The organism is Janthinobacterium sp. BJB301, assembly GCF_002735685.1.
In the GTDB taxonomy this organism is placed as follows: Bacteria; Pseudomonadota; Gammaproteobacteria; order Burkholderiales; family Burkholderiaceae_D; genus Janthinobacterium; species Janthinobacterium lividum.
Genome location: NZ_PDZJ01000001.1, coordinates 2,746,198 through 2,771,879 on the forward strand (window position 1 = coordinate 2,746,198; position 25,682 = coordinate 2,771,879).

23 protein-coding genes are annotated in these 25,682 nt (G+C 62.5%); 8 read left to right on the top strand and 15 right to left on the bottom strand.

Annotation, left to right across the window (positions count from 1 at the left end; genetic code table 11):
• Positions 1-8 precede the first annotated feature (8 nt).
• Positions 9-2,165 carry a putative bifunctional diguanylate cyclase/phosphodiesterase gene (locus CSQ91_RS12130; RefSeq protein WP_099388371.1) on the bottom strand — a complete coding sequence of 719 codons (2,157 nt, stop codon included), beginning with the start codon at positions 2,163-2,165 and terminating at the stop codon, positions 9-11.
• Between the two features lie 154 nt (positions 2,166-2,319).
• Complete coding sequence (locus tag CSQ91_RS12135) at positions 2,320-3,246, bottom strand: LysR family transcriptional regulator (protein ID WP_099388372.1); 927 nt, start codon at positions 3,244-3,246, stop codon at positions 2,320-2,322.
• A 167-nt stretch (positions 3,247-3,413) separates the two neighbouring features.
• On the opposite strand from CSQ91_RS12135, the gene CSQ91_RS12140 reads away from it, so the two are divergent.
• From CSQ91_RS12140 to CSQ91_RS12165, 6 genes are all read left to right on the top strand, one after another.
• Positions 3,414-4,115: a pirin family protein gene (locus CSQ91_RS12140; RefSeq protein ID WP_034779472.1), complete on the top strand. Its 702-nt coding sequence runs from the start codon at positions 3,414-3,416 to the stop codon at positions 4,113-4,115.
• 28 nt (positions 4,116-4,143) lie between these two features.
• A complete protein-coding gene (locus CSQ91_RS12145; RefSeq protein ID WP_034779474.1) occupies positions 4,144-4,530 on the top strand; it encodes a DoxX family protein in 387 nt (128 codons plus the stop codon).
• Positions 4,531-4,686: 156 nt separating this feature from the next.
• Positions 4,687-6,927: a PhoX family protein gene (locus CSQ91_RS12150; RefSeq protein WP_099388373.1), complete on the top strand. Its 2,241-nt coding sequence runs from the start codon at positions 4,687-4,689 to the stop codon at positions 6,925-6,927.
• 220 nt (positions 6,928-7,147) lie between these two features.
• Entirely contained in the window at positions 7,148-7,801 is a 654-nt protein-coding gene (ribA, locus tag CSQ91_RS12155) for a GTP cyclohydrolase II (RefSeq protein ID WP_034749940.1), read from the top strand.
• Positions 7,802-7,870: 69 nt separating this feature from the next.
• Complete coding sequence (locus CSQ91_RS12160) at positions 7,871-9,271, top strand: S1 family peptidase (protein WP_099388374.1); 1,401 nt, start codon at positions 7,871-7,873, stop codon at positions 9,269-9,271.
• Positions 9,268-10,248 carry an FHA domain-containing protein gene (locus tag CSQ91_RS12165; protein ID WP_099388375.1) on the top strand — a complete coding sequence of 327 codons (981 nt, stop codon included), beginning with the start codon at positions 9,268-9,270 and terminating at the stop codon, positions 10,246-10,248. Before CSQ91_RS12160 ends, CSQ91_RS12165 begins: the two co-directional genes overlap by 4 nt.
• 92 nt (positions 10,249-10,340) lie before the next feature.
• On the opposite strand, the gene CSQ91_RS12170 is transcribed toward CSQ91_RS12165, so the two are convergent.
• The gene (locus CSQ91_RS12170) at positions 10,341-10,997 is read right to left on the bottom strand and encodes a CCXG family PEP-CTERM protein (RefSeq protein ID WP_034779740.1); all 657 of its coding nucleotides are present in this window, start codon (positions 10,995-10,997) and stop codon (positions 10,341-10,343) included.
• 472 nt (positions 10,998-11,469) lie between these two features.
• Between CSQ91_RS12170 and CSQ91_RS12175 the strand changes: the two genes are divergently transcribed.
• On the top strand, positions 11,470-11,850 hold the full coding sequence (locus tag CSQ91_RS12175) for an MmcQ/YjbR family DNA-binding protein (RefSeq protein WP_225317377.1): 381 nt from the start codon (positions 11,470-11,472) through the stop codon (positions 11,848-11,850).
• Here the strand turns inward: CSQ91_RS12175 and CSQ91_RS12180 are convergent, their stop codons facing one another.
• The gene (locus tag CSQ91_RS12180) at positions 11,851-12,471 is read right to left on the bottom strand and encodes a TetR/AcrR family transcriptional regulator (RefSeq protein ID WP_099388376.1); all 621 of its coding nucleotides are present in this window, start codon (positions 12,469-12,471) and stop codon (positions 11,851-11,853) included.
• 91 nt (positions 12,472-12,562) lie between these two features.
• Here CSQ91_RS12180 and CSQ91_RS12185 point away from each other — a divergent pair, with 91 nt between their 5' ends.
• Positions 12,563-13,777: an MFS transporter gene (locus tag CSQ91_RS12185; RefSeq protein ID WP_099388377.1), complete on the top strand. Its 1,215-nt coding sequence runs from the start codon at positions 12,563-12,565 to the stop codon at positions 13,775-13,777.
• A 3-nt stretch (positions 13,778-13,780) separates the two neighbouring features.
• On the opposite strand, the gene CSQ91_RS12190 is transcribed toward CSQ91_RS12185, so the two are convergent.
• The 11 genes from CSQ91_RS12190 to nuoL form a co-directional block, all read right to left on the bottom strand.
• Positions 13,781-14,083 (bottom strand): hypothetical protein, encoded by a 303-nt coding sequence (locus CSQ91_RS12190; protein WP_176376167.1) that lies wholly within the window; start codon positions 14,081-14,083, stop codon positions 13,781-13,783.
• 57 nt (positions 14,084-14,140) lie between these two features.
• Complete coding sequence (locus tag CSQ91_RS12195) at positions 14,141-15,370, bottom strand: PQQ-dependent sugar dehydrogenase (protein ID WP_257217301.1); 1,230 nt, start codon at positions 15,368-15,370, stop codon at positions 14,141-14,143.
• 59 nt (positions 15,371-15,429) lie between these two features.
• Complete coding sequence (locus tag CSQ91_RS12200) at positions 15,430-17,403, bottom strand: PKD domain-containing protein (protein WP_099388379.1); 1,974 nt, start codon at positions 17,401-17,403, stop codon at positions 15,430-15,432.
• 211 nt (positions 17,404-17,614) lie between these two features.
• A complete protein-coding gene (gene ispF / locus CSQ91_RS12205) occupies positions 17,615-18,115 on the bottom strand; it encodes a 2-C-methyl-D-erythritol 2,4-cyclodiphosphate synthase (RefSeq protein WP_099388380.1) in 501 nt (166 codons plus the stop codon).
• Between the two features lie 17 nt (positions 18,116-18,132).
• A complete protein-coding gene (gene ispD / locus CSQ91_RS12210; protein WP_099388381.1) occupies positions 18,133-18,834 on the bottom strand; it encodes a 2-C-methyl-D-erythritol 4-phosphate cytidylyltransferase in 702 nt (233 codons plus the stop codon).
• Positions 18,835-18,846: 12 nt separating this feature from the next.
• Positions 18,847-19,542, bottom strand: a complete 696-nt coding sequence (locus CSQ91_RS12215) for a hypothetical protein (protein ID WP_180278410.1) — start codon at positions 19,540-19,542, stop codon at positions 18,847-18,849.
• Positions 19,543-19,550: 8 nt separating this feature from the next.
• Positions 19,551-20,108 carry an NUDIX domain-containing protein gene (locus CSQ91_RS12220; protein ID WP_070255807.1) on the bottom strand — a complete coding sequence of 186 codons (558 nt, stop codon included), beginning with the start codon at positions 20,106-20,108 and terminating at the stop codon, positions 19,551-19,553.
• A gap of 75 nt (positions 20,109-20,183) precedes the next feature.
• A complete protein-coding gene (locus CSQ91_RS12225; RefSeq protein WP_070255601.1) occupies positions 20,184-20,507 on the bottom strand; it encodes a DUF2818 family protein in 324 nt (107 codons plus the stop codon).
• Positions 20,508-20,510: 3 nt separating this feature from the next.
• Entirely contained in the window at positions 20,511-22,013 is a 1,503-nt protein-coding gene (gene nuoN, locus CSQ91_RS12230; RefSeq protein WP_034779502.1) for an NADH-quinone oxidoreductase subunit NuoN, read from the bottom strand.
• Between the two features lie 16 nt (positions 22,014-22,029).
• Positions 22,030-23,529 (bottom strand): NADH-quinone oxidoreductase subunit M, encoded by a 1,500-nt coding sequence (locus CSQ91_RS12235; protein ID WP_034749975.1) that lies wholly within the window; start codon positions 23,527-23,529, stop codon positions 22,030-22,032.
• Positions 23,530-23,558: 29 nt separating this feature from the next.
• Entirely contained in the window at positions 23,559-25,661 is a 2,103-nt protein-coding gene (gene nuoL / locus CSQ91_RS12240; RefSeq protein WP_099388383.1) for an NADH-quinone oxidoreductase subunit L, read from the bottom strand.
• Between the last annotated feature and the right edge of the window lie 21 nt (positions 25,662-25,682).

Below are 25,682 nucleotides of genomic sequence, written 5' to 3' on the forward strand. Positions count from 1 at the left end.
TCACTGGCTCAGGCCAGCTCTTCCAGCCGCAACTGCCGGCCTTCATCGAACATCAGCTCGAACTCGGCCGCCGGCACGGCCGGGCTGAACAGATAGCCTTGCAACTGGTCGCAACCGAGTTCGCGCAGGAAGCGCATCTGTTCTGCCGTCTCCACCCCTTCGGCGACGATTTCCTGGCGTAACTGCTGGGCCATGGTGACGATGGCGCGGGCGATGGCGCAATCGTTTTCCTCGAAGGGCAAGCCGATAACGAAGGAGCGGTCGATTTTCAAGGTACTGATGGGAAATTTCTTCAGGTAGGCGAGGCTGGAATAGCCGGTGCCAAAGTCGTCCAGCGCCAGCGCCAGGCCCATGGCCACCAGCTGGTTCATGATGTCGATCACCTTGTCGGCGCCGCGCATCAGCAGGCTTTCCGTGATTTCCAGCATAATCTGGTCGGGCCGCACGCCATAGCGTTCCAGCACGGCCGCTATGCGCGCGGGCAATTGTTCATCGAACTGGCGCGCCGACAGGTTGACGGCGATGGCCGGCATGTGCAGGCCCCGGTCTTCCCAGTTGCGGATCTGGCGGCACGCCTCGTCCAGCACCCAGGTGCCCAGCTCCAGGATCAAACTGGTTTCCTCGGCGACGGGGATGAAGACGCCGGGCGAGACCATGCCGCGCATCGGATGCTTCCAGCGCAGCAAGGCTTCCGCGCCGACGATGCGCCCGCTCGCCAGGCTCACTTTCGGCTGGTAGTGCAATTCCAGCTCCTTGTCGCCCAAGGCCAAGCGCATTTCGCTTTCCAGCCGCAAATGTTCCTTGGCCCGGCGGTTCATGTCTTCGCGGTAAAACAGGAAGGTCGATTCGATGGTCTGGCTTGCCTTGGACACGGCCACGTCGGCAAAGCGGAACAGGGCCGGCGCTTCCAGGCCGTCTTCCGGATACACGGTGATGCCGATGCTGGCGCCCACGTGCAGGGCGTGCGTATCGATATTGATCGGCGCTTCGAGCAAATTGAGCAGCTTTTGCGCCACATTCGCCGCGTGTTCGCGCTTTTCGATATGCAGCAGGGCCACGACGAACTTGCTGTTGTCGACCCGCGCCAGGATGTCCGCGTCGCGCAGGGCGCCACGGAACAGCTGGCCGATGGCGATCACCAGCTGGTCGCCCACTTCATGGCCCAGCGTGTCGCTGATGGAACCGATGCGGCTGATGTCGATGACCATCAGCGCGCCATGCGTGCCCTGCCGTTTCGCTTCGGCCAGGCCCTGGTCGACCAATTGGTTCAGCAGGCAGCGGTTGGGCAAGCCCGTCAGGCTGTCGTAGTTGGCCATGCGCTGCATGCGCGCTTCGGCATCCTTGTGTACCGAGATATCGGAAAACAGGGAAAACACGTGGCTGATCTCGCCAAATTCATCGCGCACGACGCTGATGGTGACGTCTTGCGGGAACAGTTCGCCATTCTTGCGCTTGCCGATGATTTCTCCGCGCCAGGAACCGTGTCCCCGCATGGCGGCGCGCACCTTGGCGCGGAAATCGGGGTCGTGCACGCCAGAACGCAGCAAGTCCGGCGTGCGGCCGATGGCTTCTGCCGGCGAATAGCCGGTGATGCGGCTGAAGGAACTGTTGATCGAGACGATGCGCTCTTCCGCATCCGTGATCAGCACGGCTTGCTCGCTGTCTTCGATGATGCGCGCGTGCAACCTGACCTTGTCCACGTCGGACAGGGGCTCGCTCATGGCCGACAGGCGCACGGCCATGCCGCACGCCTTGCCGGCCTGGTCGTGGATCACGTGGCGGTGCATGCGCAACCACGTCACCATGCCCGACTTCTTGCGCCGGCGCACATCGGTAGCCACGTCGCCCTGGGTGAAATGCAGCTCCAGCACGCTCGCTTCCGCGTCGTCTTCCGGATACAAAAACAGGATGTGCTGGCCCAGCGCTTCCAGTTCGGAATAGCCGAACATCTGTTCGGCCCCATGGTTCCAGCCGATCAAAAAGCCATCGGGATCGATTTCCAGCAAGGCGTCGGCCGGCGCCACGCGCACCACGGGCCGGCTGGCGCCGCGCAGCCGCTCCAGTTCTTCCTCCAGCCGCGCCATGGTGGCGGCCTGCTGCGGCCCCGCCTGTTCACGGGCATCCTGGGCCAGGCGCAGGCACAGCGCAACCTTCGCCTCAAGCATGGCAACCCCACTCTAGAGCCAGGTCAGGGGAACATATCAGGGGCGCTGCGGTGTGTGTAATCATCAAAATCCCACTATGGGGCGTGGAGGTCGGGCGGGAAATACTGTGAATATGGTAACTTAAAAGTGTTGGCGTATGTCAACATTTTAAGGCCTACGCCGAATGGCCCGGCAGATGCTGCGCCAGGCGGGCAAACACATCCGGTTCGCGCATGCGCGCCATCCACCAGCGCAGCGCAGCGCCATCCTCGCCCACTCGCCAGGCCAGGTAAAACGTTTCCGACGGTTTCGGTTCTTCCACGGCCTTTTCCACCAGCAAGCCGCGCGCGATGGCGGCGCGGGCGCACGGCCCCGGCAGGAAGCCAAAACCCAGCCCCAGCACCTGGTAATCGAACTTGACCTGCATGTTCGGCACGCTCAAGGCATCTTGCCCCAGCAGCAGCCCCACCGTGCGCGGCGCCATCTGGCGCGCCGAATCGGCCACCACCACGGCCCGGTGCTGCTGCAGGTGGCCGCGCGACAAGGGTTCCCGCACCTGGGCCAGAGGATGCGTGGGCGCCACGGCAAAGACGAAGTCGAGCATGCCGATCGGCTGCGCGATATAGCCGCCGCCGGCCGGCCCGTCGCCGGGCGCGCCCACCAGCAAGTCGGCGCGCCGGTCCAGCAGCGCTTCCCACGTGCCCGACAGGGTGTCCTGCGACAGGCGCAGCCGCGTCTGCTGCGCCACGTCGTAGAAGGCGCGCACGTCGTCGGCCAGGGCCACGGCGGAAAACATGGAGTCGATGCCGATGGACAATTCCGTTTCCCAGCCGGACGCCACCCTGCGCACGCGGTGCTCGAGGTCCTGCGCCGCCTTCAACAGATAACGGCCCTCCTTCAGCAATTCCTGGCCGGCCGCCGTCAGCATGACTTTCGGGCCATTGCGCTGGAACACTTGCACGCCCAGGTCGTCTTCCAGCTTGGCCACGGTATAGGAAATGGTGGACGGGACTTTATGCAACTCCTTGCCGGCCGACGAGAACGATCCGCGGCGGTCGATGGCGTCAACGATTTGCAGGGCTTCCAGGCTCAGTCTTAACATTCGATTTTTTCGATCATAGGTCGCAAGATTTTCCGTTTTTCTTTCTCTGCAGAGGGGCCTATACTTTGTTCATCGTACAGCGAAGGGCAGATAAGAAGCCACGGCACAGCGCCAGGCAACGGTCATTCGAAATTATCGCACATTAACTTATAGAAACGGAGTCCACCATGTTACAGATTCGTCATAGCGAAGAACGCGGCGCCGCCAACCACGGCTGGCTCAATTCCCACCACAGCTTTTCCTTCGGCAGCTACCATGATCCGCTGCACATGGGCTTTGGCCCCTTGCTGGTGATCAATGAAGACCGGGTCACGCCAGGCCAGGGTTTCGGCACGCACGGCCACCGCGACATGGAAATCATTTCGTATGTGCTCGACGGCGCGCTGGAACACAAGGACAGCATGGGCACGGGCTCCGTCCTGCACTACGGCGATGTGCAGCGCATGAGCGCCGGCAGCGGCGTGCGCCACAGCGAGTTCAACCACTCGGCAACGGATGGCTTGCACTTCCTGCAGATCTGGATCCAGCCGAACGTGACGGGCATTCCGCCCAGCTATGAAGAGAAACACTTCACGCCGGAAAGCAAACGGGGCAAGCTGCGCCTGATCGCCTCGAGCGACGGCCGCCAGGGTTCCGTGCTGATCCACCAGAATGCGGCCATCTACGCCAGCATCCTGCAGGAAGGCGAACAGGCCGAACATGCGCTCGACGAAGGCCGCCTCGCCTATGTGCACCTGATCCGCGGCAGCCTGGTGGTCAACGGCACGCCATTGAAAGCGGGCGATGCGCTGAAACTGACGCAGGAAGCCAGCGTCATCATCACGCAGCCGGAAGACGCGGAATTCCTCGTCTTCGACTTACCCAAATAATTGATCAATATAGAAAAAGAGAAAAATCATGGAAAACAAAACCAACGTCTTGCTGCCCCTCGGCCGTGCCGCCCTTGGCGTGCTGTTCTTTGTCTCGGGCTTGCTGAAAATCGGCGGCTTTGCGGGCGTGGCCGGCTACATGGCCAGCCAGGGCTTGCCGATCGCCAATATTTTGCTGGTGGGCGTGATCGTGCTGGAAGTGGGCGGCGGCCTGCTCCTGATCACGGGCTGGCAGGCGCGCTGGGCGGCGCTGGCCCTGGCGCTGTTCCTGATCCCCACCACGCTGATCTTCCACGCCTTCTGGAGCGCCGACGCGGCCCACTTCCAGGACCAGTTGACGAATTTCCTGAAGAACCTGTCCATCTTCGGCGGCATGCTGTTGCTGGTTGAGCGCGGTTTTCGCCAGGCCAAATAAGGCCAAGGCTGCCTGACCGAACGGGCCCGTCATGGACGCGCCCCGCCCGGCCGGCAGCCTGTCACCGTTTTGTCATCAAGCTGACATGGCGCTGTCACATTCGACAACTATCATGCGGTTGCCTTTAAATCACGCAACCACAGGACATCGCAGCCCATGAACAAGCCCAACGATCTGGCCATCAGCGCCACCGATCTGAACGACATTGACAGCAACGCGTCCCACGACAACCACTTCAACAGCATCCTGAACGCCCGCCTGAGCCGCCGCAACTGGCTGCGCGGCAGTGCCGTCACGGCCGCTACCGCCGTCATGGGTTCGATGGGCCTGTCCGCTTGCGGCGGCAGCGATGCGGTCGCCATCACGCCGACGCCAACGCCGACGCCCGAAAAACTGCTGGCCTTCACGGCCGTGCCGAAAAGCCTGGCCGACGTCGTGTCGGTGCCGGCCGGCTACACGGCCACCGCCCTGTATGCGCTGGGCGACTCGCTGCGCGCGGCGACGCCTGCCTACAAGAACGACGGCAGCGATACCGATTTCGACAACCGCGCCGGCGACCACCACGACGGCATGGAATACTACGGCCTCTCCGCCGCTGGCGCGCCGCTGGCGTCCGGCGCGGAACGGGGCTTGCTGGCCATGAACCACGAAGCGACCACGGACGAAAAACTGTCCTCGCACTTCCTGCACGTCAATGGCGGCACCACCACGCTGCCGCGTCCCGCCGCCGAAGTCGACAAGGAAGTGGCCGTCCACGGCCTGAGCGTGGTGGAAGTCAGGAAGACGGGCAGCGCCTGGGCCACCGTCAACGATTCCGCTTTCAACCGCCGCGTCACGCCGCTGACGGACATCGAGATTGCCGGCCCCGTGCGCGGCAACGCCCTCGTGGTGACCAAGTATTCGCCGACCGGCACCAAGACGCGCGGCACCATCAACAACTGCGGCACGGGCAAGTCGCCATGGGGCAGCTACCTTTCCGGCGAAGAAAACTGGGCCGGCTATTTCACCCGCTCGGCCACCGACAATGCGGCGCGCGGCGACAAGTCCGTCGCTTCGCTGAACCGCTATGGCCGCAGCCAGGGCGGCGCCTCGCGCCACGGCTGGGAAACGGGCGGCAGCGACGACAAGTACGCGCGCTGGAACCTGAGCAAGATCGGCGCATCAAGCAACGGCAGCGACGACTACCGCAATGAATTGAACGGCATGGGCTACATCGTCGAAATGGACCCGTACGACAAGACCAAGGCTATCCGCAAGCGCACGGCCCTGGGCCGCTACGCGCATGAAAGCGCCGCCTTCAGCGTGCCGGCCGTGGGCCAGCAGCTGGCCGTCTACATGGGCGACGATTCGCGCAACGAATACATCTACAAGTTCGTCACGACCGCCGTCTGGGCCGCCGCGGACGCCAACCCGGCCGACCGCATGGCCACCGGCGACAAATACCTCGATTCGGGCAAGCTGTACGTTGCCAAGCTGGCCGCCGACGGCACGGGCCAGTGGATCGAGCTGGCCATCTCGAACGCGCTGATCCAGGCGTACAGCGCCTACAAGTTCGCCGACCTTGCCGACGTGCTGGTCAATGCCCGCCTGGCGGCCGACGCCGTGGGCGCGACGAAGATGGACCGTCCGGAATGGTGCTCGGTCAATCCTGCGAATGGCGAGATCTATTACACGCTGACCAACAACTCGAACCGCACCGTCAATCCGAGCGGCTCGTCGCAGCTGGCGCCGGACAGCGCCAACCCGCGCGCCTACACGGACATGAAGGGCAGCAGCGCGCAGAACGGCAATCCGAACGGCCATATCATCCGTTTCAAGGAAGGCACGGGCGCGGCCGCGGCCACCAGCTTTACCTGGGATGTCTACCTGTTTGGCGCCGAAAGCGGCGCCGACGCCAGCAAGATCAACCTGTCGAACCTGACGGCCGATCAGGATTTCTCGAGCCCGGACGGCCTGGCCTTCAGCCCGTACACGGGTATCTGCTGGATCCAGACCGACGATGGCGCCTACACGGATGTGACCAACTGCATGATGCTGGCGGCCATTCCCGGCAAGGTCGGCGATGGCGCCAAGTCCACCCTGAACTACGCGACGGCGGCCGGCGGCAACCTGGCGGTCGACACCTTCATCGGCAAGAAACCCACTGCCGACACGCTCAAGCGCTTCCTGGTGGGACCGGTCGGCTCGGAAATCACGGGCATCAGCGAAACGCCCGATGGCAAGACCATGTTCATCAACATCCAGCACCCGGGCGAAAACACCTCGCTGGCGAATATCGGCGATCCGTCCAAATACACGAGCCAGTGGCCGGCCAACGCCGGCTATGGCGCCGGCAAGCGTCCCCGCTCGGCCACCATCGTGATCACCAAGAATGACGGCGGACGCATCGGCAGTTGATATCCCGTGCCTGGCGGCGGCATCCGCCAGGCAAAGCCAGCAGTTCACCTTGTAAAAGGAGGAAGTGTCCCTAAGTAAGGCTTATCACCAGACATTGCAACGACCGAATGGCAGCCAGGGAAAACGTTTCCCTGCTTTTTGGTATGATGGCAAGGCGCGCCGGCACCGGAGTGGTGTCGCGCGCCTTTTATTTTTGATAATTACTTATATGAGCACAACCATGCAAAGCGGCGCAGACATCCTGGCGACAGGCGAATTGGATTACACGACTTCCTGCGCACTGCCGACGCCGTGGGCCCAGTTCACCCTGCACGCCTTTGTCGAGCACGCCACGGGCAAGGAACACCTGGCCATGGTGCTGGGCGATATCGGCAACGGCGAACCGGTGCTGGCGCGCGTGCATTCCGAGTGCCTGACGGGCGACGTGCTGTTTTCCCAGCGCTGCGACTGCGGCGCCCAGCTTGAAGGCGCCCTGAAACGCATCGCCGAGGAAGGCCGCGGCATCTTGCTGTACCTGCGCCAGGAAGGGCGCGGCATCGGCCTGATCAACAAGATCCGCGCCTACCGCCTGCAAGAGGCGGGGGCCGACACGGTGCAGGCGAATGAACAGCTGGGCTTCAAGGCCGATGCGCGCAACTACACCTTGTGCAAACCCATGTTTGCGCAGTTCGGCATCCATAGCCTGCGCCTGATGACGAACAACCCGCGCAAGATCGCCGCCATGGAAGCGCTGGGCATCACGGTGGCCGAACGGGTGCCGCTGCTGGTCAACCGCAACGCCTTCAATCAGCATTACCTGAATACCAAGCAAAGCAAGCTCGGTCATATGATGACGCCGGAAACGGCACCGGCGCTGGAAGACGGCGCCCTGTAGTGCCCCGGGCCGGTGCGTGCTCGATACCGCGCCGCGCCGGCCGCGCTCCTGCTCACGCACAAAGGATGCATGAAATTATCTAACCTCGCCTTCTTGCTGGCCAGCCTGAGCGCTGCCGCAGGCGCCCACGCGGCCCCAGCGCCTGTACCTGCCGCGCCAGCCGCGGCCCCCACCGCTTCGACTCCCCCCATCAAGCCGCCGCCGGCCACCGCCGCGCCAGCCGCCACCGAACATGCGGCCCTGCCGCCGCCCTCCTCGGCCGCACAAAAGCTGTACACGGCCGCGCGCGCCGACATCCTGCAAGTGCGCGTGCTGCTGAAGAACGGCCGCACGCAGTCGTCCGTCGGCTCGGGCTTTTTGATCGGCACGGGCGACCTGGTGGTGAGCAACTATCACGTGGTCTCCCAGTTCGCCCTCGACCCGGACACCTATGTGGGCGAATGGGTCGACACGAGCGGTCAGCGGGGCAATGTGGAATTGCTGGCCGTCGACGTGCTGCACGACCTGGCGGTATTGCGCGTGAACCGCCATGGCACGGGCTTCTTCAAGATGCCGGAAGGGCTGGCGCCGCTGACGCAAGGCCAGTACCTGTATTCGATGGGCAATCCGCTGGACCTGGGCTTCGCCATTTCGGAAGGTTCCTATAATGGCGTCGTCACGCGCAGCTTCTACGACCAGCTGATGTTTACGGGACCGATCAATTCCGGCATGAGCGGCGGCCCCAGCGTGACGGCAAATGGCGACGTGGCCGGCGTGAACGTGTCGAAACGCCTCGATGGCGAACTCGTCAGTTTTCTCGTACCCGCCCGCTATGCCCAGCAATTGCTGGCCAAGGTGGCGCAGCAAGGCAAGCCGCCGAAGGACTTCAAGCCGCTGGTGACGGCGCAGCTGCTGGCGCACCAGGAAGTCATGCTGGCGCGCCTGCTCGACACGCCATTGAGCCTGAAAGCCATGGGCCCGTACCGAGTGCCCGTGCGCGAATCCAACCAGATGCGCTGCTGGGGCCGCTCCAACGTCAAGTCCGACAAACCCTATATGCTCGACAATACCAGCTGCGCCATGGAATCGGCCATCTTCATCTCCGGCGCCCTGCAGACGGGGCAGGTGTCGATGCGCCACGAATTTTTGCGCAGCAGCGAACTGGGGCCGCTGCGCTTTTCCGAGCTGGCCAGTGCCTCGTTCAAGAATGAAAGTTTCGGCAGCTACAAGAGCGCGCACCTGACGGGCCCCCATTGCACCGAACAGTTCGTCAAGAACAAGACCTTGCCCTTGCGCGCCGTCCTGTGCGTGCGCGCCTACCGCAAGTTTACGGGACTGTACGACTTCGCCCTGCTGGCCGCCAGCACCGATGAGCCATTGATGAGCCTGCAAAGCCGCATCGACGCGCGCGGCGTGTCCTACGCCAACGGCATGCGCGTCACGCGCACCTTCCTCGAAGCGCTGTCGCGGGAAAGCGCACGCAAGCCATGAAAGCACCATACTTCATCGAAATCGTCGCCGAGAATGGCGAAGTGCGGCAGCGCCAGCGCATGGCATCCCTGCCGATCCGCATCGGCCGCGGCTACGACAACGACTTCATCCTCGATGATGCGCATACGGCAGCCGCGCACGCCATTGTCGAGGACGATGGCGCAGGCGGCCTGCTGCTGCGCGACCTGGGCAGCCAGAATGGCGTGATCCACCGGGGGCAGCGGCAACTGCAAGTGGCCATGACCGGCAACAGCATCGTGCGCCTGGGCCACACGCGTCTGCGCGTGCGCGCCAGCGACCATCCCGTGGCGCCCGAACTGGGCGACACCACCCGGCATGACTGGGAAGGCTTGCGCCCCGCCGTCGCCGGCCTGGCCATGATCGGCGCCTCGGCCGCCTTCAGCAACTGGCTCAGTGATGCGGACGCCTTCGACCCGATTTCCTATCTGATGATCATCGCCTACGCGCTGGCCGGCGGCCTCGTGTGGGCGTCGATCTGGGCCGTGGCAAACCGCCTGTTCGGCCATGTGGCGCGCTTCGGCCGCCACCTGTTCATCATCGGCTGCGGCTTGCTGGCCATGGAGGTGTGGGAACTGGGCAGCAACATGGCGGCGTATGCGCTGTCGCTGGAAGTGCTGACGCGCTACGGACGGCACATGTTCATCGTCATCGTCTGCGCCATGATCTACTACCATTTGTGCACGATCAAGCCGCAGCACCCGCGCCGCTTCGGCCTCGTTGCCGTCGTGCTGGCCATCCTTGGCTCGACCCTGATCCTGCTGAGCAATTTGCAGAGCAGCGGCCGCCTGGCCGACGAGCCGTACATGTCCGTGATCTACCCGCCGGCCTTGCGCCTGAGCCCGGATCACACGACGGACGCCTTCTTCCGCGATGCGGCCAGCCTGCAGCGCGCCGTCGATGCCGAGCGCGGCAAGGCGGCCAAGGGTGCCGACGAAGACGAAGACAGCGGCGATTAAGCCGCCGCCATGCAAAAAGCCCGCCGTGTCCTGACAGACCGGCGGGCTTTTTATCGCGCGCCATCAGGCGCGGCGAGGTCGGCGATACAAACTTAGAACTTGGATTCCTGCTTGCGGCGTGCCGTAAAGCCCAGCAAGCCCAGGCCGATCAGCAGCATGGCGTAGGTGGTTGGCTCTGGGACAGCCGAGATCAAGCCATCATTGGCGCCGAAGCTGACGAAATTGTTGTTGCCCGCCTTGAACTGCGCTTGCTGGCCGCCATCGCAGCAGCCTTCCAGGCCGTAGATGCTCAGGGTATGGTTGCCGGCCGCCAGGGTGCTCGAACCGCTGAGGAACTGGCTGCCATTGTTGTAGTTGCCTGCCCACCACATGTCATTGCTCTTGAAATCCAGCGCCACGCCGTCGAGGAACAGGGCGCCGCCCTTGCCGAAATCGACGCCGCTGCGGAAGCTCCAGGTGCCCGCATCGGCCGCGCCGACGCCAAAGTTGATGACGGATTTGAAGGCGATGTTCGAGCCGCTGCCAAACAGGCCGCTGTTGTTGACGTTGTCATAGCTGGCAATCGTCGTCGAGCCATAACCGGCGCCAGGCGTGGCCACGGCGGCATTCACAACGGACTGGTAGTCGGCGGCGGAGCTTTGCGCGCCGGCGCCCGAATAGCCGGTGGACAGGGTGATGGTGCTGGCGTTCGCGTGGGCAAACACACCGACAGCGATCAGGGACAAAGCGATTTTAGGCAAGTTTTTCATGATGGTATCCAGTAAGTAAGTATTCAGTGGGCGCAGCAAGGGGCGCTGGAGCTGAATACACGCTGCATTGAGGCGTGTCGGCGTAGCGCTAGGGATTGCAGGAATGAGCGGTCGGGGGCATGGCTTCCGCGAAACAGCGCGGACTTGCGGCGTGCCGTGGCGGCACTGCAAGCGTCCTGGAAAGGGTTCGGGTTCCCGGGACAAGGCCAGACAATTGACGGGTCAGGTAAGACGATGAAGCTATTCTAGCGCAAATTCCTTGGAAGAAAAGTATTTTTCTTTTAACCATGAAAGATATTTTTATGGCAAGCACCTGTCCAGCGGCAGAAAAACCGCAGCCCTCACTCTGGAGCGGCGAGCATGCGCGGCACGTGACGTGTCGCGGCTGCACCACAGACCAGTCCGTCAGTGTCGCATCTTGCGCATTTCTTTTCGCATGCCTCTGCACCACGGGGTGAAACAGCATGGCAAAATGCAGTCACGCTGCTATCTGTCCGATGAGGGGGAAAGAGGAATGGTCGACCTGGAAGAACTACGCTATCTGGCACTGTCGTTTCCCGACACCACCGAGGAAGAACACCACGACCGTCCGGCGTTCCGCGTGGGCGGGAAGATCTTTGCCACCCTGCCCGATGACGAGCACATCAACGTGCTGCTCGATGCGGAAGCGGCGCACATCGCCACCGTCATCACGCCATCGGGCTGCGAGAAACTCTGGTGGGGAGAACGCCTGGCTGGCATCACGGTGCGCCTGGCGGATGCCGAGCTGGACATGCTGGCCGCCGCCCTGACGGCCGCCTGGCGACGCAAGGCGCCCAGCGACCTGGCCAAGACCATCGCCCCGACAGGATAGTTACAGCGGCCAATTGCGCAGCAGCAATCCCACCATTTGCTGCAACTGCTCGCGCGATACGCCGGCCGCCGCCTGGATGGCCATGCCCTGCGACAGGGTCACGACAAAACGCGCCTGCTGCTCCGGGCAGGAATCGGGCGGCAAATCCCCCTCTTCCCTGGCGCGCCGCAAGCGGTCGCGCAGCTTGACTTCACCGCGCAGCCGGCGCGCAAACAATTCATCGCGGATCGGCAAGGCATCGTCGCTGCAGGCAAGCGCCGCATTGACGCCCATGCAGCCGTGCGGGCCATCGGGCATGGTTTGCGCGTCGACATATTGCGTCAGCAAGGCTTCCACCACCTGGCGTGCCGTCGGCTGCTCCAGCGCCGCGTCGAAGAACCGCATGCGCGTGTCGCTGTAGCGCTCGAGCGCCTTGTGGAACAATTGCTCCTTGTTGCCAAAGACGGCATACAGGCTGGGCCGGTTCATGCCCATGGCTTTCGTCAATTCCGGCAGGGAGCTGCCTTCATAACCCTTTTCCCAGAATACTTTCATGGCGCAATCGAGCGCCTGATCCGCGTCAAACGTGCGTGGCCGCCCCGTTTTCGCCTTGACCGCTTCCTCATTTTTATCTTGTTTCATACCGTTCGGTAAAAAATTATTGACAACACTGTCCGCCTTCCCTGATTATATACCGACCGGTTAAAAACCTCCCGGCTTTTCAGGAACCCCTATGCACACACCTTCCAACGCTTCCGGCGACGATACCACCGTGGCGCCATGGCTGGCCGTCTTATCGGTCGGCATCGGCGCCTTCGCCCTCGTCACCTCCGAATTCCTGCCCGTCGGCCTGCTGCCCGCCATGGCGGCCGAACTGGCCATCAGCAAGGGCCAGGCGGGGCTGATGATCACCACGCCAGGCATCGTTGCCGCGTTTGCCGCCATCTTTGTCACCGTCGGCTCGGGCCGCCTGGATCGCCGCATCGTGCTGCTGGCCCTCACGGCCCTGCTGGTGGCGTCGAACCTGCTGGTGGCGCTGGCGCCGTCGTATGCGTGGATACTGCTGGGCCGCGCCATGCTGGGCGTGGGCGTGGGCGGCTTCTGGGCCATCGGCAGCGCCATCGGCCCGCGCCTGGTGGCGCCGCAGCATGCGTCGCGCGCCATGTCCATCATCTTCGCCGGCGTCTCGCTGGGCACGGTGGCGGGCGTGCCGGCCGGCGCGCTGGTGGGCGAGCTGGTGGGCTGGCGGGTCGCTTTCGGCGCGGCCAGCGCCATTGCCGTGCTGGTCTTCCTTGGCCAGCTGTTGCTGCTGCCCAAGCTGCCGCCGACGCAGGCCATCCACCTGCGCCAGTTGCCGATGATTTTCGGCATCCGCAAGGCCAGGCTGGGCCTGATCGCCACAGCCATGATCTTCACGGGCCAGTTCGCCGCCTACACGTATATCGCGCCGTTCCTCACGCAAATCTCGCACCTGGCAGCCGGCACGGTCAGCGCCATGCTGCTCGTGTATGGCGCTTCCGGCTTCATCGGCAACCTCGCGGGCGGCTGGGCCGCCGGCCGCTACGAACGGGCCGCGCTGATGGTGACGGGTGCCGTGCTGGGCTTGTCCACCCTGGCCCTGGCCGCGTTCGGCAGCCATTCGCTTACCGCCATGCTGCTGGTGGCCGTGTGGGGTTTCGGTTTCGGCGCCATGCCGATCGCCGTGCAGACGTGGATGTTCAAGGCGGCGCCACACTTGATGGAAGGCAGCAGCGCGCTGTTTGTCGCCATCGTGCAAGTGTCGCTGGCGTCGGGTGCGTTGCTGGGAGGCATGGCCGTCGACCGGCTGGGGGTATCAAGCGCGATGGTGGTCGGCGGCCTGTTCGCCCTCGGCTGCGCCTTGACGATCGCCATCTTTGGCAAGCCGCAGGCCAGCCCCAAGGCTGGCACGGCCTGCGTCACATCGTAGGAATCAAATGCGGCCGCGGCGGAATTCGCCAAGGAATTTCGTCACTTCGGCCGGCGTCATCACGACGTCCGCATCGCCGTGATACGCATACAGGAAGGGCGTGCCGCCCAGGCGATCCGTCAGCTTGGCAAAGAGCAGAAAGCGGCTGCCCAGCGGGTAGCGCTGCACATCGACCAGGCGGCGCGAGCACTGCACGGCCAGCTCGGGCGAAAAAGCCTGGCCCGGCACGGGGCGGATTTCCACGCGGCCATCAATGGCGCGCGATTCGACGGCAACGTGCCGGTATGCATAAGTATCACGGGCCATGCCGCCACCTTGAATGAAGTAAAGGCGCCATCTTAAGCGAAGATGGCGCCTGCCGTGTTACTGCGCCACGATGCGCAGCAGGCGGCCATTGTCTTCATCCGTCAGCGCATACAGGTAGCCATCCGGCCCCTGGCGCACGTCGCGCACGCGCGCGCCGATGGCCAGGCGGTCCTGCCCCGTCACCTTGCCGCTGGCATCGACGGCGATGCGGCGGATATCCTTGGCCGCCAGGCCGCCGCTGAAGATGCTGCCGCGCCAGGCGGCAATCTTGTCGCCCGTGTAGACGGCCAGGCCCGACGGTGCCGGCGACGGCACCCAGGCCACGCTCGGATTGAGCATGCCGGCCACTTCGTGCTTGCCGACGGGCTCATGCGTTTTGTAGTCGGCGCCATAGCTTTGCAGCGGCCAGCCGTAGTTGCCGCCCGCCGCCACCAGATTCAGCTCATCGCCGCCATATGGACCGTGTTCCGTGGCCCACACGCGGCCGGAAACAGGATCGAGCGCCAGGCCCTGCACGTTGCGATGGCCGTACGACCAGATTTCCGGCAAGGCACCCTTGGCCGCCAGCGGGTTGCCAGGTGCCGGCTTGCCGTCTTCCGTCAGGCGCAGGATGGAACCCTGGTGCGTGGCCAGATTCTGTGCCTGCTCGCGCGCCAGGCGGTCGCCGATGCGCAGCGGCGGGTTGCCGCCATCGGCCACGCTCATCAGCAAAGTGCCGTCCGGCAGCCACAGCAGGCGCGAACCGAAATGCTGGCCGCCGCTCTTGTCGGTGGCCACCTTGAACAGGGTCTGGATGCCCGTCACCTTCCTGCCGTCGAACACGCCGCGCACGAGGGTCGTGCGGTTGGCGTCATTCGTGCCTGTCGACACCGTCATGTAGACGCGCTGCTGCGCCTTGCCCGCATCCTGCGGGTGCAGGACGATATCGAGCAAGCCGCCCTGCCCGCCCGTAAACACCTTCGGCATGCCTTCCAGCGCCACGTCGCTAAAAGTCTTTCCATTCAGCAGATGCAATGTTCCCTGCTTGCTGGTGACGAGCGCGCGCCCCTCGCCCAGCCAGGCGATACCCCACGGCTGGCGCACGCCCTGCGCGACGGTCTCGGCCTTCCAACCCTGTTTCGCGGCAGGCGGCTCGCCCGTGGCTTGCAGTTCGGCGTGGGCAGGCATGGCCAAGGCCGCGAAGGCTCCCAGCAGCAATGCGGTGGCAAGGCGTGTGCGCTTGATGATTGGCATCGGGAATTCTCCTGTGTCGTCAATAAAAAAGGCGGCCGCGATGGTCTTTGCCATCGCGCCGCCTTTAAAAATAGCACAGATTGCACGGCGGACGCGCCGCCGCGTCCATACGATCAGCGATACACCAGATAGTACTTGGCGCGCGCGGTGCCCTTCTGCGCGCCGCCCGTCTGCACCAGCGCCACCGGATCGCCGGCGGCCGTGTGGAAGATACCTATGCCGTAGCTGGGTTCGCCACCGATGTACGGCAAGCTGACATTACCATCCGGGAACAACAGTTCTCCGCTAAACCGCCTGTAACTGGCTTCGTAGATCACATTGCTGACCGGATAGCCATAATTGTACGATGTCTCCAGGACCAGCGCTTCCGCCTTGGTGGGCGAGTAACTCATCGACAACACGCTACTCCCATCCGTACTGAGGATAAAGCGACCGACATATTTCAGCGTATCGGTACTGAAATACGTACCAGCAGCCGTAAACAGCAGATCTTCCTTGGAAGACAAGAAGAACGGAGCCCCCGACGGGTAGTCGAGATAGGTGTGGTCATTGGACAGAACGGCATTGCTTTGCGGGTCTATGTCAAAGTACGTGATAGCGGATGTATATCCCTGCGCCACGAATGCCTTGTTTTTGGATGCCGCAAAAACGCCACGCAACGCTCCATAGAGGACATAGTAAGAATTAAGTCCTGGAAGGACCTGGCCAGTACGCCCGTTGATCACACTAACAGCGGCTCGCGGCGATGTGCCGACAGAAGAGCCCGTCAGGAACACGATGCCAGCATTGGTCGTGAATACCTCTGTCTGCGTACCGTCTGTGCCTGTAGAACGCAGCAGTTGCCCTGCCACCAGGTCAACCAGGCTGACCACGCCTTCATGCAATACGGCAGCCAGCTTGCCGTCCGGACTCAAATTAAACGACTTGACCGAGGTTGGCAGACTGATGCTCGTAGTGACGCCATCAACCGGATTGGTGATTTTCAAGGCGTCAGGATCAGCACTGACCATGACCAGGCGATCGAGTCCCTTGCTGTAACGTACTTCCTGCGGCGTGAAAGGCAAGGCCACGACACTATAGGATGCGATGACGGCATTGAACTTCAGATAGGCCACCGCTGTCTGCCGACCGTTGCTGACCGTCAAGGACAGCATATAGGCGCCCGCCACGTCCGGAGTGAACGATGGTATTGCGGTCGATGCTGCGGCCAGCGCGGCAACAGAACCGGCCGGCCGGCTGTCGACCGCCCAGGCATAAGTCAATTGCGCGCCACCCTCGTCATAGCTGAGAATGCCGCTGGTGACCAGCGGCTGGCCGACGGGGACGGTTTGGTTGTTGCGGCTGACCACCGCGACCGTGCCCTGGATCACGCCCATCGGCATGCTGTTGTTGGCATCGAACTGGTACACCGTTTCGGCATACGCGCCCTTGCCGTCCGCGCCGCGGGCGCGCACTTTGTACAGGCCCAGCACATCGGGCGAGAAACGCGCCGTTTGACCGCTGACAAACAGCAGGGACGTACTGCCAGCTGGCTTCTGGATCAGTTCCCACGTCGTGCTCACCTTATCGCCATCGGCATCGGTACTGCCCGTAGCATCAAGCACGATGCCGGAACCTGCCGAGACACTCACAGCATCCTTGACTAGCGGCTGCGCCGTAAACGTCGCATTGACCACCAGCACCGCATTCGGCACCCGGTTATTCACCAGCACTGTGGCGTTCTTTTCCGCAAAACCGCCCTTGCCATTCGTCACGCGCAGCTTGAAGACATAGGTACCCAGCGCGTCGGGCTGGAAGTTCAGTTTCGGGGTCGAGACGGCGCCCATGTTCAAGCCGCTGCCGGCAGGTTTCGAGACCATGCTCCAGGCAAAGCTCAGCGTCCCGCCGTCGCTATCCTTGCTGCCACCGGCATCGAGTTCAATCTGTCCACCCATGCTGCCGATGGCATCGGCACCTTCTGCCGCCGCCGACACGGCACCGGCAAACAGGATGGCAGGCTGCGGCACGGCCGCCACGGGCGGCGGCGCCGCAGTTTCACTGCCACCACCTCCACCGCCACACCCGGCCAGCATGGCCATGGCCAACATACCCGCTCCCAACCAGCGCGCGGCTGGTCCCTGCATACGACTACGCATATGATTCCGTTCTTTCAATATTTCCCGTGGTTATAAAGTGACGTCTTGTCGCGTCCGAAAAAGCGGACAAATATTATCATGACAATAACGTTAAATTTTCACCAAATTTCAATTTGGAAATATTAATTTTCAGGAATCCTTAAAAAGGAGCTGCCGGGTACGCTCAGGCGCGCAGCAGCAAGGCCACGGCTTCGGCCGCGATGCCTTCTTCACGGCCCAGGTAGCCCAGTTTTTCATTCGTCTTGGCCTTGATGTTGACCTGGCCCACACTCACGCCCAGGTCTTCGGCCACGTTGGCGCACATGGCGGCGATGTGCGGCGCCATCTTCGGGCGCTGGGCAATGATGGTGGCGTCGATATTGCCGATGATATAACCGGTCGCTTGCACTCGGCGCACGGCTTCGCGCAGCAGGGTGCGCGAATCGGCGCCCTTGAACTGCGCGTCCGTGTCGGGAAAATGGCGGCCGATGTCGCCCAGCGCGGCGGCGCCGAAGATGGCGTCCGTGATCGCGTGCAACAATACGTCCGCATCGGAATGGCCGAGCAAGCCCAGGTGATGGGGGATTTTCACGCCGCCAATGATCAGGTCGCGGTTTTCCACCAGCGCGTGGCAGTCATAGCCCTGGCCGATGCGGAAAGGCAGTACGGGAGTCGTTGTGTTCATGCGGGTCTCTCTGGAATTCAAGGGTTGGCCAAATACAGTTCGGCCGTGTATATGTCGCGCGGCAAGGTCACCTTCAGGTTGCGCGGGTGGCCTTCGACCAGCATGGGCGCCAGGCCCAGCGCTTCGACGGCGCTGGCGTCGTCCGTAATCGCTTGCGGGTCGAGCGCTTCGGATAAGGCCTGGTACAGCAGCGCATAGCTGAACATTTGCGGCGTCTGCGCCAGCCATAGATGATCGCGCGGCACCGTCTGCGCCGACAGGCCGTCCGGCCCCGCCCGCTTGACGGTATCGACCACGGGCAAGGCCAACAGGCCGCCGGCCGGGTGGTCGCCCACCTCGCCGATGAGCTTTTCGATCAGGGCCGGCGTCAGGCCGGGACGCGCCGCGTCGTGCACCAGCACCTGGTCGTGGGCACCGATGCTGCCGTGCACGGCCTGCAAGCCATTCAGGATCGTCTCCATGCGCGTGGCGCCGCCGCAGCGCAGCACAGTGACGCCCTGCTCCGGCACGACCGTGTCAATCACGCTATCCTCCGCGCTGACGACGACATACGTGTGCGCGATCAGGGGGCTGGCGAGAAAGGCGTCGAGCGCGTGGCGCAGCATGGGTTTGCCAGCGATAGGTAAGTATTGCTTGGGACTGCCCGCTTCCATGCGCGCGCCCACGCCGGCGGCGGGGATCAGCGCAAAGTAACGGACGGTGTTCGGTGCTGCTGTCATGCCATTCCTTGTCTAGTTGGCGGGCGCTGCCTTGCCCGCCAGGATGTTCTGGATTTCGCCCTTGCACGCCTTGCCCAGGCGTGCATATTCTTGCGGAGAATCGATGGCCGCCTGCAAGGTTTCCACCTTGCGCATTTCAGCCTTGATATACGGCAACCAGCCCGTGTCGATCTCGCGCGCCAGCGCCGCCTTGGCCGTGCCGCTGGGCGCATACAGGGGCCGCGCCTCGAAGCGTTTGGCCAGCGCCGCGCGCACGGTCTTTTCCACGCGCGGCAAGTGTTCCATATAGGTTTTCATGTGCCGCAGCTCGTGCGCGAGTATCTCATCATACGCGCAAGTGCCGGGGGCAAACTCGCGGCCGATATAGATCACCACGGGCGCATACGTGAGGGACACGGTAATCTGCGGCGCCACGCATTCATAGCCGCTGGCCGGGTCTTGCAGCATGGGACCGGCCAGGGCGATGGCCACGCGCGAATCCGTCTTCGTCAATCCCAGTACCCAGGTATTGGCGCGCGCCGTGCCCTTCATCACGGTCAGGGCCTTGTACGGCAGATGCGTGTCGATGCTGTAGCCATTCTGCTGCGCCGTCAGCACGGACACCGTCTTGCTGATCGTGTCTTCGCAGCGCACCTGGAACGGCGTGCGCGCGGCCCCGTGTGCGCACAGGCTGGCAGACGCCAGCAGCAGGAAGATCGCCGCGCGCATGTGCGGAATCAGGCCGGTTGCCAGGCGCCGCTGGTGATCTTGTCGAGCCAGAAGATGCCGATGACGGTTTTCACGTCCGTGATCGTGCCATCCTTGACCCAGTCGAGCAGCTGCGGCACGGTGGCCGTAAAGGTTTCCAGGAATTCGCCTTCATCGAGCTGGCGTTCGCCGGCCACCAGGCCGCGCGCCAGGAACAGCTCCAGGTGTTCATCGGAATAGGCGATGGCATTATGGATGGTGGAGACGAATTGCCAGTCGCTGGCCGTGTAGCCCGTCTCTTCCAGCAATTCGCGCTGGGCGCACGCCAGGTGCGACTCTCCCGCGTCGATCTTGCCGGCCGGGAATTCAATGAAGACCCGGTCCAGCGGATAGCGGTACTGGCGTTCCATCAGCACCGTGCCATCGTCGAGCAGCGGCAGGATGACGACGGCGCCCGGATGCAGGACGAATTCGCGCGCCGTGATCTTGCCGTCCGGCAGCGCAACCCGGTCGCGCTGCACGCGCAGGAAGCCGCCCTGATAGACGAGCTCACCGTCCACCTTGGTCTCAGTTAAATTCATATCCATGCGTTCAGTATCCATACCTTGATTATGCTCAATAAAAAAAAACGGCGCCAGAGGCGCCGCTTTCGGTCGATGGGGCTAATGTCGTTTGCGCAGGTAGCGGGTGACAAAGCCTGGGAAAGCCAGCACCAGGAACAGGCATCCCGTGATGGCATAGAACTCCCACGTCTGCGGGAAACCGTTGCCGATGCGCGCTTCGAGCGCGAACGCCACGGCGCCGACGATGAAGTACAGAATCACCATCTCCAGCAGACGCAGCGCCAGCGGCTTGCGCCAGCCCTGCTCTGCTTGCGCCGCCCTTTTCAGGGGCACGGCGGCAAACAGTTTCTCGTTCAGGAAAGGCAGGTTGGCGCCCAGGATGCCCAGGGCGATCACCAGCCAGCTCGAGGCGGTGACATCCATCGATCAGGACGCCAGAGTCTTGGTGATGGCGGTCGCGCAGGCGGCCAGGATGCTGTTAGGCATCACTCCCAGCGCCAGGACGAACACGCCGTTCAGGGCCAGCACGACGCGCATGTCGCCATGCACGACCAGCACATTGCCGTCCGTCGGCTCGTCGAACCACATCATTTTCACGACGCGCAGGTAGTAGAAGGCGCCGATCAGCGAGAACAGCACGGCAGCGATGGTCAGCCACAGCTGGCCCGTCGCCAGCACGGAAGCGAGTACCGAGTACTTGGCCATGAAGCCCATCAGCGGCGGCACGCCGGCCAGCGAGAACATGAACAGGGTCATCACCAGCGCGAAGATCGGGCTGCGTTTGCCCAGGCCCTTGAAGTCGGCCAGTTCGTCTGCTTCGAAACCATTACGTGCCAACAACATGATCACGCCAAAGGTACCCAGGGTGGTGAACACGTAGGTGATGACGTAGTACATCGAGGCGCCGTAGGCGGTGGCTGCGCCAGCCGCGTTCAGGGTGTTGTTCGGTGCATCCACGGTACCGGACAGCAAGCCCAGCAGAACGAAGCCCATTTGCGCGATGGTCGAGTACGCCAACATACGCTTCAGGTTGGTTTGCGCGATCGCGGTGAAGTTGCCGATCGCCAGCGACATCACGGCCAGCACCAGCAGCATTTGCTGCCAGTCATGTGCCATCGGCAGCAAGCCTTCGGCCAGCAAGCGCAGGGTGATGGCGAAGGCGGCCAGTTTCGGCGCCGCGCCCAGCAGCAGGGTCACGGCCGTCGGCGAACCTTGATACACGTCAGGCACCCACATGTGGAATGGCACGACGCCCAGTTTGAAGGCCAGGCCGGCAACGAGGAACACCAGGCCGAAGACCATGATGGTGCCGTTGGTCTTGCCGTTTTCCAGCGCCACGCGCAGTTCGCCCAGGTCCAGCGTGCCGGAGGCGCCGTACAGCATCGAGATACCGTACAACATGAAACCGGAGGCCAGCGCGCCCAGGATGAAGTATTTCATGGCCGCTTCCGTGGCCTTGGCATTGTCACGGCGCAAGGCGATCAGTGCGTACAGCGACAGCGACATCAGTTCCAGACCCAGGTAGATGATCAGGAAGTTGTTGGCCGAGATCATGATCATCTGGCCCAGCAGTGCAAACAGGGCCAGCACGTAGAACTCGCCGCCCAGGTTACCCGACAGCATGCTGCGGTCGGTGGCATAGGCGCGCGAGTAGATCAGGGTCAGCGCCACGGCGCCGTACGAGAACAGTTTCAACAGCTGCGACATCGGGTCCGACACGAACATGTTGTGGAACGTGTAGACGGTGGTGCCCGCGTTGAAGTCGCCCACGGTCAGCAAGGCGCAGCCGGCCAGGGTCAGCAGCGACAGCGCATAGGTGATCGAACGCTTCGCCGCAGGCAAGAACATATCGATCAGCAAGAGCGCCGACGTGGCGATCAGCAGAAAGATTTCCGCGTACAGCGGTACCAGATTAGGTGCATTAGTCATGTTATCGGTCTTCTATTTAAGGCAACTTGCTGGTGGCGACATGCTGCAGCAGGTCAGCAACCGAAGTTTGCATCGTGTCGGTGAACGGGGCTGGGTACAGACCCATCACGAGCACGGCGATGGCCAGCACAGCAAGCATGAAGAATTCACGTTTGTTGATGTCGGTCAGTTCGGCCACATGCTTGTTCTTGATCTTGCCGAACACCACGCGCTTGGCCATCCACAGCGAGTACGCCGCGCCCCAGATCAGTGCCGTTGCAGCCAGCAGACCGATCCAGAAGTTGTATTTCACCGCGCCCAGGATCACCATGAACTCGCCGACGAAGCCGGACGTCGCAGGCAGACCGCAGTTGGCCATCGAGAACAGCACAAAGAAGGCGGCAAATTTCGGCATGCGGTTCACGACGCCGCCGTAGTCGGCGATGTTGCGGGTATGCATGCGGTCATACAGCACGCCGATGCACAGGAACATGGCGCCGGAGATGAAGCCGTGCGAGACCATCTGCACGATACCGCCCTGCACCGAGATGTCGTTGAACATGAAGAAGCCCAAGGTCACAAAACCCATGTGCGCGATCGACGAATAGGCGACCAGTTTTTTCATGTCGGTTTGCACCAGGGCAACCAGACCGATGTAGATCACGGCGATCAGCGACAAGGCGATCATGAAACCCGACAGGTAGTGGCTGGCGTCCGGCGTGATCGGCAGCGAGAAACGCAGGAAGCCGTAAGCGCCCAGTTTCAGCATGATGGCGGCCAGCACGGCGGAACCGCCCGTTGGCGCTTCCACGTGGACGTCCGGCAACCACGTGTGGACGGGGAACATCGGCACCTTGACGGCAAACGCCATCAGGAAGGCCAGGAAGATGAAGATCTGCTCGTTCATCGTCAGCTTGAACGCATGCCAGGCCAGGATGTCGAAGGTGCCCGACACATTGCGCAGGTAGATGATGGCAACCAGGGTCAGCAGCGAACCGAAGAAGGTGTACAGGAAGAACTTGAACGACGCGTACACGCGGTTCGAACCGCCCCAGATACCGATGATGATGAACATCGGGATCAGGGTTGCTTCAAAGAAGAAGTAGAACAGCAAGCCGTCCAGCGCGCAGAACACGCCGATCATCAGGCCCGACAGGATCAGGAACGAGCCCATGTACTGGGCGATGCGCTTCTCGATCACTTGCCAAGCGGAAATGACGACGATGACGGTGATGAACGCCGTCAGTGGCACGAACCACAGCGACAGGCCGTCGATACCCAGCGAGTACCAGATATTGAAGGTTTCAATCCACGGTGCTTTTTCGACGAATTGCATGCCGTGCGCGGCGTTGTCGAAATGCTGGATCAGCGGCAAGGTGCACAGCATGCTGAGCACGGCGCCAGCCAGCGACAGCCAGCGGGTAAAGCCCGCTTTGCTGTCACGGCCGAGAGCCAGGATCAGGACGCCGCAAATGATCGGCACCCAGATCGACAGACTCAGGTAAGGAGGTAGTGTAGAAATCGTAGACTGCATCATGGTTCTCAGTATTCTTTTATCAGGTCAGCTTACTTAGCGGGCCAGAATGGCAGGAAATAGATCAGGAAGCCCAGCACGCCCAGGATCATCACGAATGCATAGTGATAGATGTAGCCGGTCTGCAGCACTCGCGACAGCGAGGACAGCCAGGCGACGACCTTGGCGCTACCGTTGACCAGCAGGCCATCGATCAGCTTCTTGTCACCGAAGTTCCACAGGCCATTACCCAGCAAGCGGGCACCGCCGGCGAACACGACTTCATTGAACTTGTCCATGTAGTACTTGTTGTCCAGCAGGGTGTGGATAGCGTGGAACTTGGCAAAGAACCAGGCCGGTACACGCGGGTTGACCATGTAGCAGTAGTAGGCTGCCACCACGCCGGACAATGCCAGCCAGAACGGTGCCGTCGACAGGCCATGGATCGCCATCGCCATTGCGCCGTGGAATTCATGCGACAACTCTTCCATTGCTGGATGGTTTTCACCCACAAAAATCACGCCCTTGAAGAAATCGCCATGCAGCATCGGGCCGATCGTCAGGTAGCCGATGATCAGCGAAGGAATCGCCAGCATCACCAGCGGGAACCATACGACGAATGGGGACTCGTGCGGCTTCTGGCCAGGCTCCAGACCGTGGTGAGCGTGGTCGTCTTCCTCCTCTTCATGAGCGTGGTCGTCATGCGCATCGCCGTGCGCGCCATGGGCCGCTTTCGGTGCGTGATGGTCGTCGTGACCGTGCGCATGCGCCTGGCCGAAACGTTCCTTGCCATGGAAGACGAGGAAATACATGCGGAACGAGTAGAAGGCGGTGACAAACACGCCAGCCAGCACGGCGAACTGGGCAAAGCCAGCACCCCAGATGTGCGTCGCTTCGACGGCTTCGATGATGCTGTCTTTCGAGTAGAAACCGGAGAACAGCGGCGTGCCGATCAGGGCCAGCGAACCGATCAGGGAAGTGATCCACGTGATCGGCATGTACTTGCGCAGACCGCCCATGTTGCGGATATCCTGGTCGTGGTGCATGCCGATGATGACGGAACCGGCGCCCAGGAACAGCAGTGCCTTGAAGAATGCGTGCGTCATCAGGTGGAACACGGCCACGGAGTATGCGGACGAACCCAGCGCCACGGTCATGTAACCGAGCTGCGACAGCGTCGAGTAAGCGACGACGCGCTTGATATCGTTCTGGATGATGCCCAGGAAGCCCATGAACAGCGCCGTGATGGAGCCGATCACCAGGATGAAGGACAGTGCCGTGTCGGACAGTTCGAACAGCGGCGACATGCGCGAGACCATGAAGATACCGGCCGTCACCATCGTCGCGGCGTGAATCAGCGCCGAGATCGGGGTAGGACCTTCCATCGAATCAGGCAGCCACACGTGCAGCGGGAACTGCGCCGATTTGCCCATCGCGCCGATGAACAGGCAGATGCAGGCAACGGTCAGCAGGGCCCAGTCGGTACCTGGCAAGCTCAGCAGCGCCAGTTCGTCTTTCTTGGCGAACACTTCCTGGTAGTTCATGGTGCCGGCGTAGGCCAGCAGCAGGCCGATGCCGAGGATGAAGCCGAAGTCGCCCACGCGGTTGACGAGGAAAGCCTTCATGTTGGCCACGATGGCCGTCGGACGCTGGTACCAGAAACCGATCAGCAGGTAGGAAACCAGACCCACGGCTTCCCAACCGAAGAACAGTTGCAGGAAGTTGTTGGCCATGACCAGCATCAGCATCGAGAAGGTGAACAGCGAGATGTAGGCGAAGAAGCGGTTGTAGCCTTCGTCGTCCTTCATGTAGCCGATCGTGTAGATGTGCACCATCAGGGAGACGAAGGTGACCACGCACATCATCATCGCCGACAGCGAATCGATCTGGAAGCCCACTTCCATCTTCAGGGTGCCGATCGTCATCCAGTTATAGATCGTGCCATTGAATGTCGCGCCATCCATCACTGCCAGCAGTGTCTGCACGGACAGGATGAACGCAATCAGTACGCCCAGGATCGTCGCGGTATGCGACGTCTTGCGTCCGACCAAATTACCCAGGAACTGGGTGCCAAGCAAACCTGCAATCGCGGCACCGGCCAGCGGCGCCAGCGGTACGGCAAGAAGGAGGTTAGGGTTGAGGAGTTGCCCCGCCATGATGAACCTTAATCGTTATTA

Bases quoted from the DNA above. Each gene is read 5' to 3' on its own strand.
- CSQ91_RS12130 (WP_099388371.1), bottom strand. From the start codon at position 2,165: ATGCTTGAGGCGAAGGTTGCGCTGTGCCTGCGCCTGGCCCAGGATGCC.
- CSQ91_RS12135 (WP_099388372.1), bottom strand. From the start codon at position 3,246: ATGTTAAGACTGAGCCTGGAAGCCCTGCAAATCGTTGACGCCATCGAC.
- CSQ91_RS12140 (WP_034779472.1), top strand. From the start codon at position 3,414: ATGTTACAGATTCGTCATAGCGAAGAACGCGGCGCCGCCAACCACGGC.
- CSQ91_RS12145 (WP_034779474.1), top strand. From the start codon at position 4,144: ATGGAAAACAAAACCAACGTCTTGCTGCCCCTCGGCCGTGCCGCCCTT.
- CSQ91_RS12150 (WP_099388373.1), top strand. From the start codon at position 4,687: ATGAACAAGCCCAACGATCTGGCCATCAGCGCCACCGATCTGAACGAC.
- ribA (WP_034749940.1), top strand. From the start codon at position 7,148: ATGCAAAGCGGCGCAGACATCCTGGCGACAGGCGAATTGGATTACACG.
- CSQ91_RS12160 (WP_099388374.1), top strand. From the start codon at position 7,871: ATGAAATTATCTAACCTCGCCTTCTTGCTGGCCAGCCTGAGCGCTGCC.
- CSQ91_RS12165 (WP_099388375.1), top strand. From the start codon at position 9,268: ATGAAAGCACCATACTTCATCGAAATCGTCGCCGAGAATGGCGAAGTG.
- CSQ91_RS12170 (WP_034779740.1), bottom strand. From the start codon at position 10,997: ATGAAAAACTTGCCTAAAATCGCTTTGTCCCTGATCGCTGTCGGTGTG.
- CSQ91_RS12175 (WP_225317377.1), top strand. From the start codon at position 11,470: ATGCAGTCACGCTGCTATCTGTCCGATGAGGGGGAAAGAGGAATGGTC.
- CSQ91_RS12180 (WP_099388376.1), bottom strand. From the start codon at position 12,471: ATGAAACAAGATAAAAATGAGGAAGCGGTCAAGGCGAAAACGGGGCGG.
- CSQ91_RS12185 (WP_099388377.1), top strand. From the start codon at position 12,563: ATGCACACACCTTCCAACGCTTCCGGCGACGATACCACCGTGGCGCCA.
- CSQ91_RS12190 (WP_176376167.1), bottom strand. From the start codon at position 14,083: ATGGCCCGTGATACTTATGCATACCGGCACGTTGCCGTCGAATCGCGC.
- CSQ91_RS12195 (WP_257217301.1), bottom strand. From the start codon at position 15,370: ATGGCAAAGACCATCGCGGCCGCCTTTTTTATTGACGACACAGGAGAA.
- CSQ91_RS12200 (WP_099388379.1), bottom strand. From the start codon at position 17,403: ATGTTGGCCATGGCCATGCTGGCCGGGTGTGGCGGTGGAGGTGGTGGC.
- ispF (WP_099388380.1), bottom strand. From the start codon at position 18,115: ATGAACACAACGACTCCCGTACTGCCTTTCCGCATCGGCCAGGGCTAT.
- ispD (WP_099388381.1), bottom strand. From the start codon at position 18,834: ATGACAGCAGCACCGAACACCGTCCGTTACTTTGCGCTGATCCCCGCC.
- CSQ91_RS12215 (WP_180278410.1), bottom strand. From the start codon at position 19,542: ATGCGCGCGGCGATCTTCCTGCTGCTGGCGTCTGCCAGCCTGTGCGCA.
- CSQ91_RS12220 (WP_070255807.1), bottom strand. From the start codon at position 20,108: ATGGATATGAATTTAACTGAGACCAAGGTGGACGGTGAGCTCGTCTAT.
- CSQ91_RS12225 (WP_070255601.1), bottom strand. From the start codon at position 20,507: ATGGATGTCACCGCCTCGAGCTGGCTGGTGATCGCCCTGGGCATCCTG.
- nuoN (WP_034779502.1), bottom strand. From the start codon at position 22,013: ATGACTAATGCACCTAATCTGGTACCGCTGTACGCGGAAATCTTTCTG.
- CSQ91_RS12235 (WP_034749975.1), bottom strand. From the start codon at position 23,529: ATGATGCAGTCTACGATTTCTACACTACCTCCTTACCTGAGTCTGTCG.
- nuoL (WP_099388383.1), bottom strand. From the start codon at position 25,661: ATGGCGGGGCAACTCCTCAACCCTAACCTCCTTCTTGCCGTACCGCTG.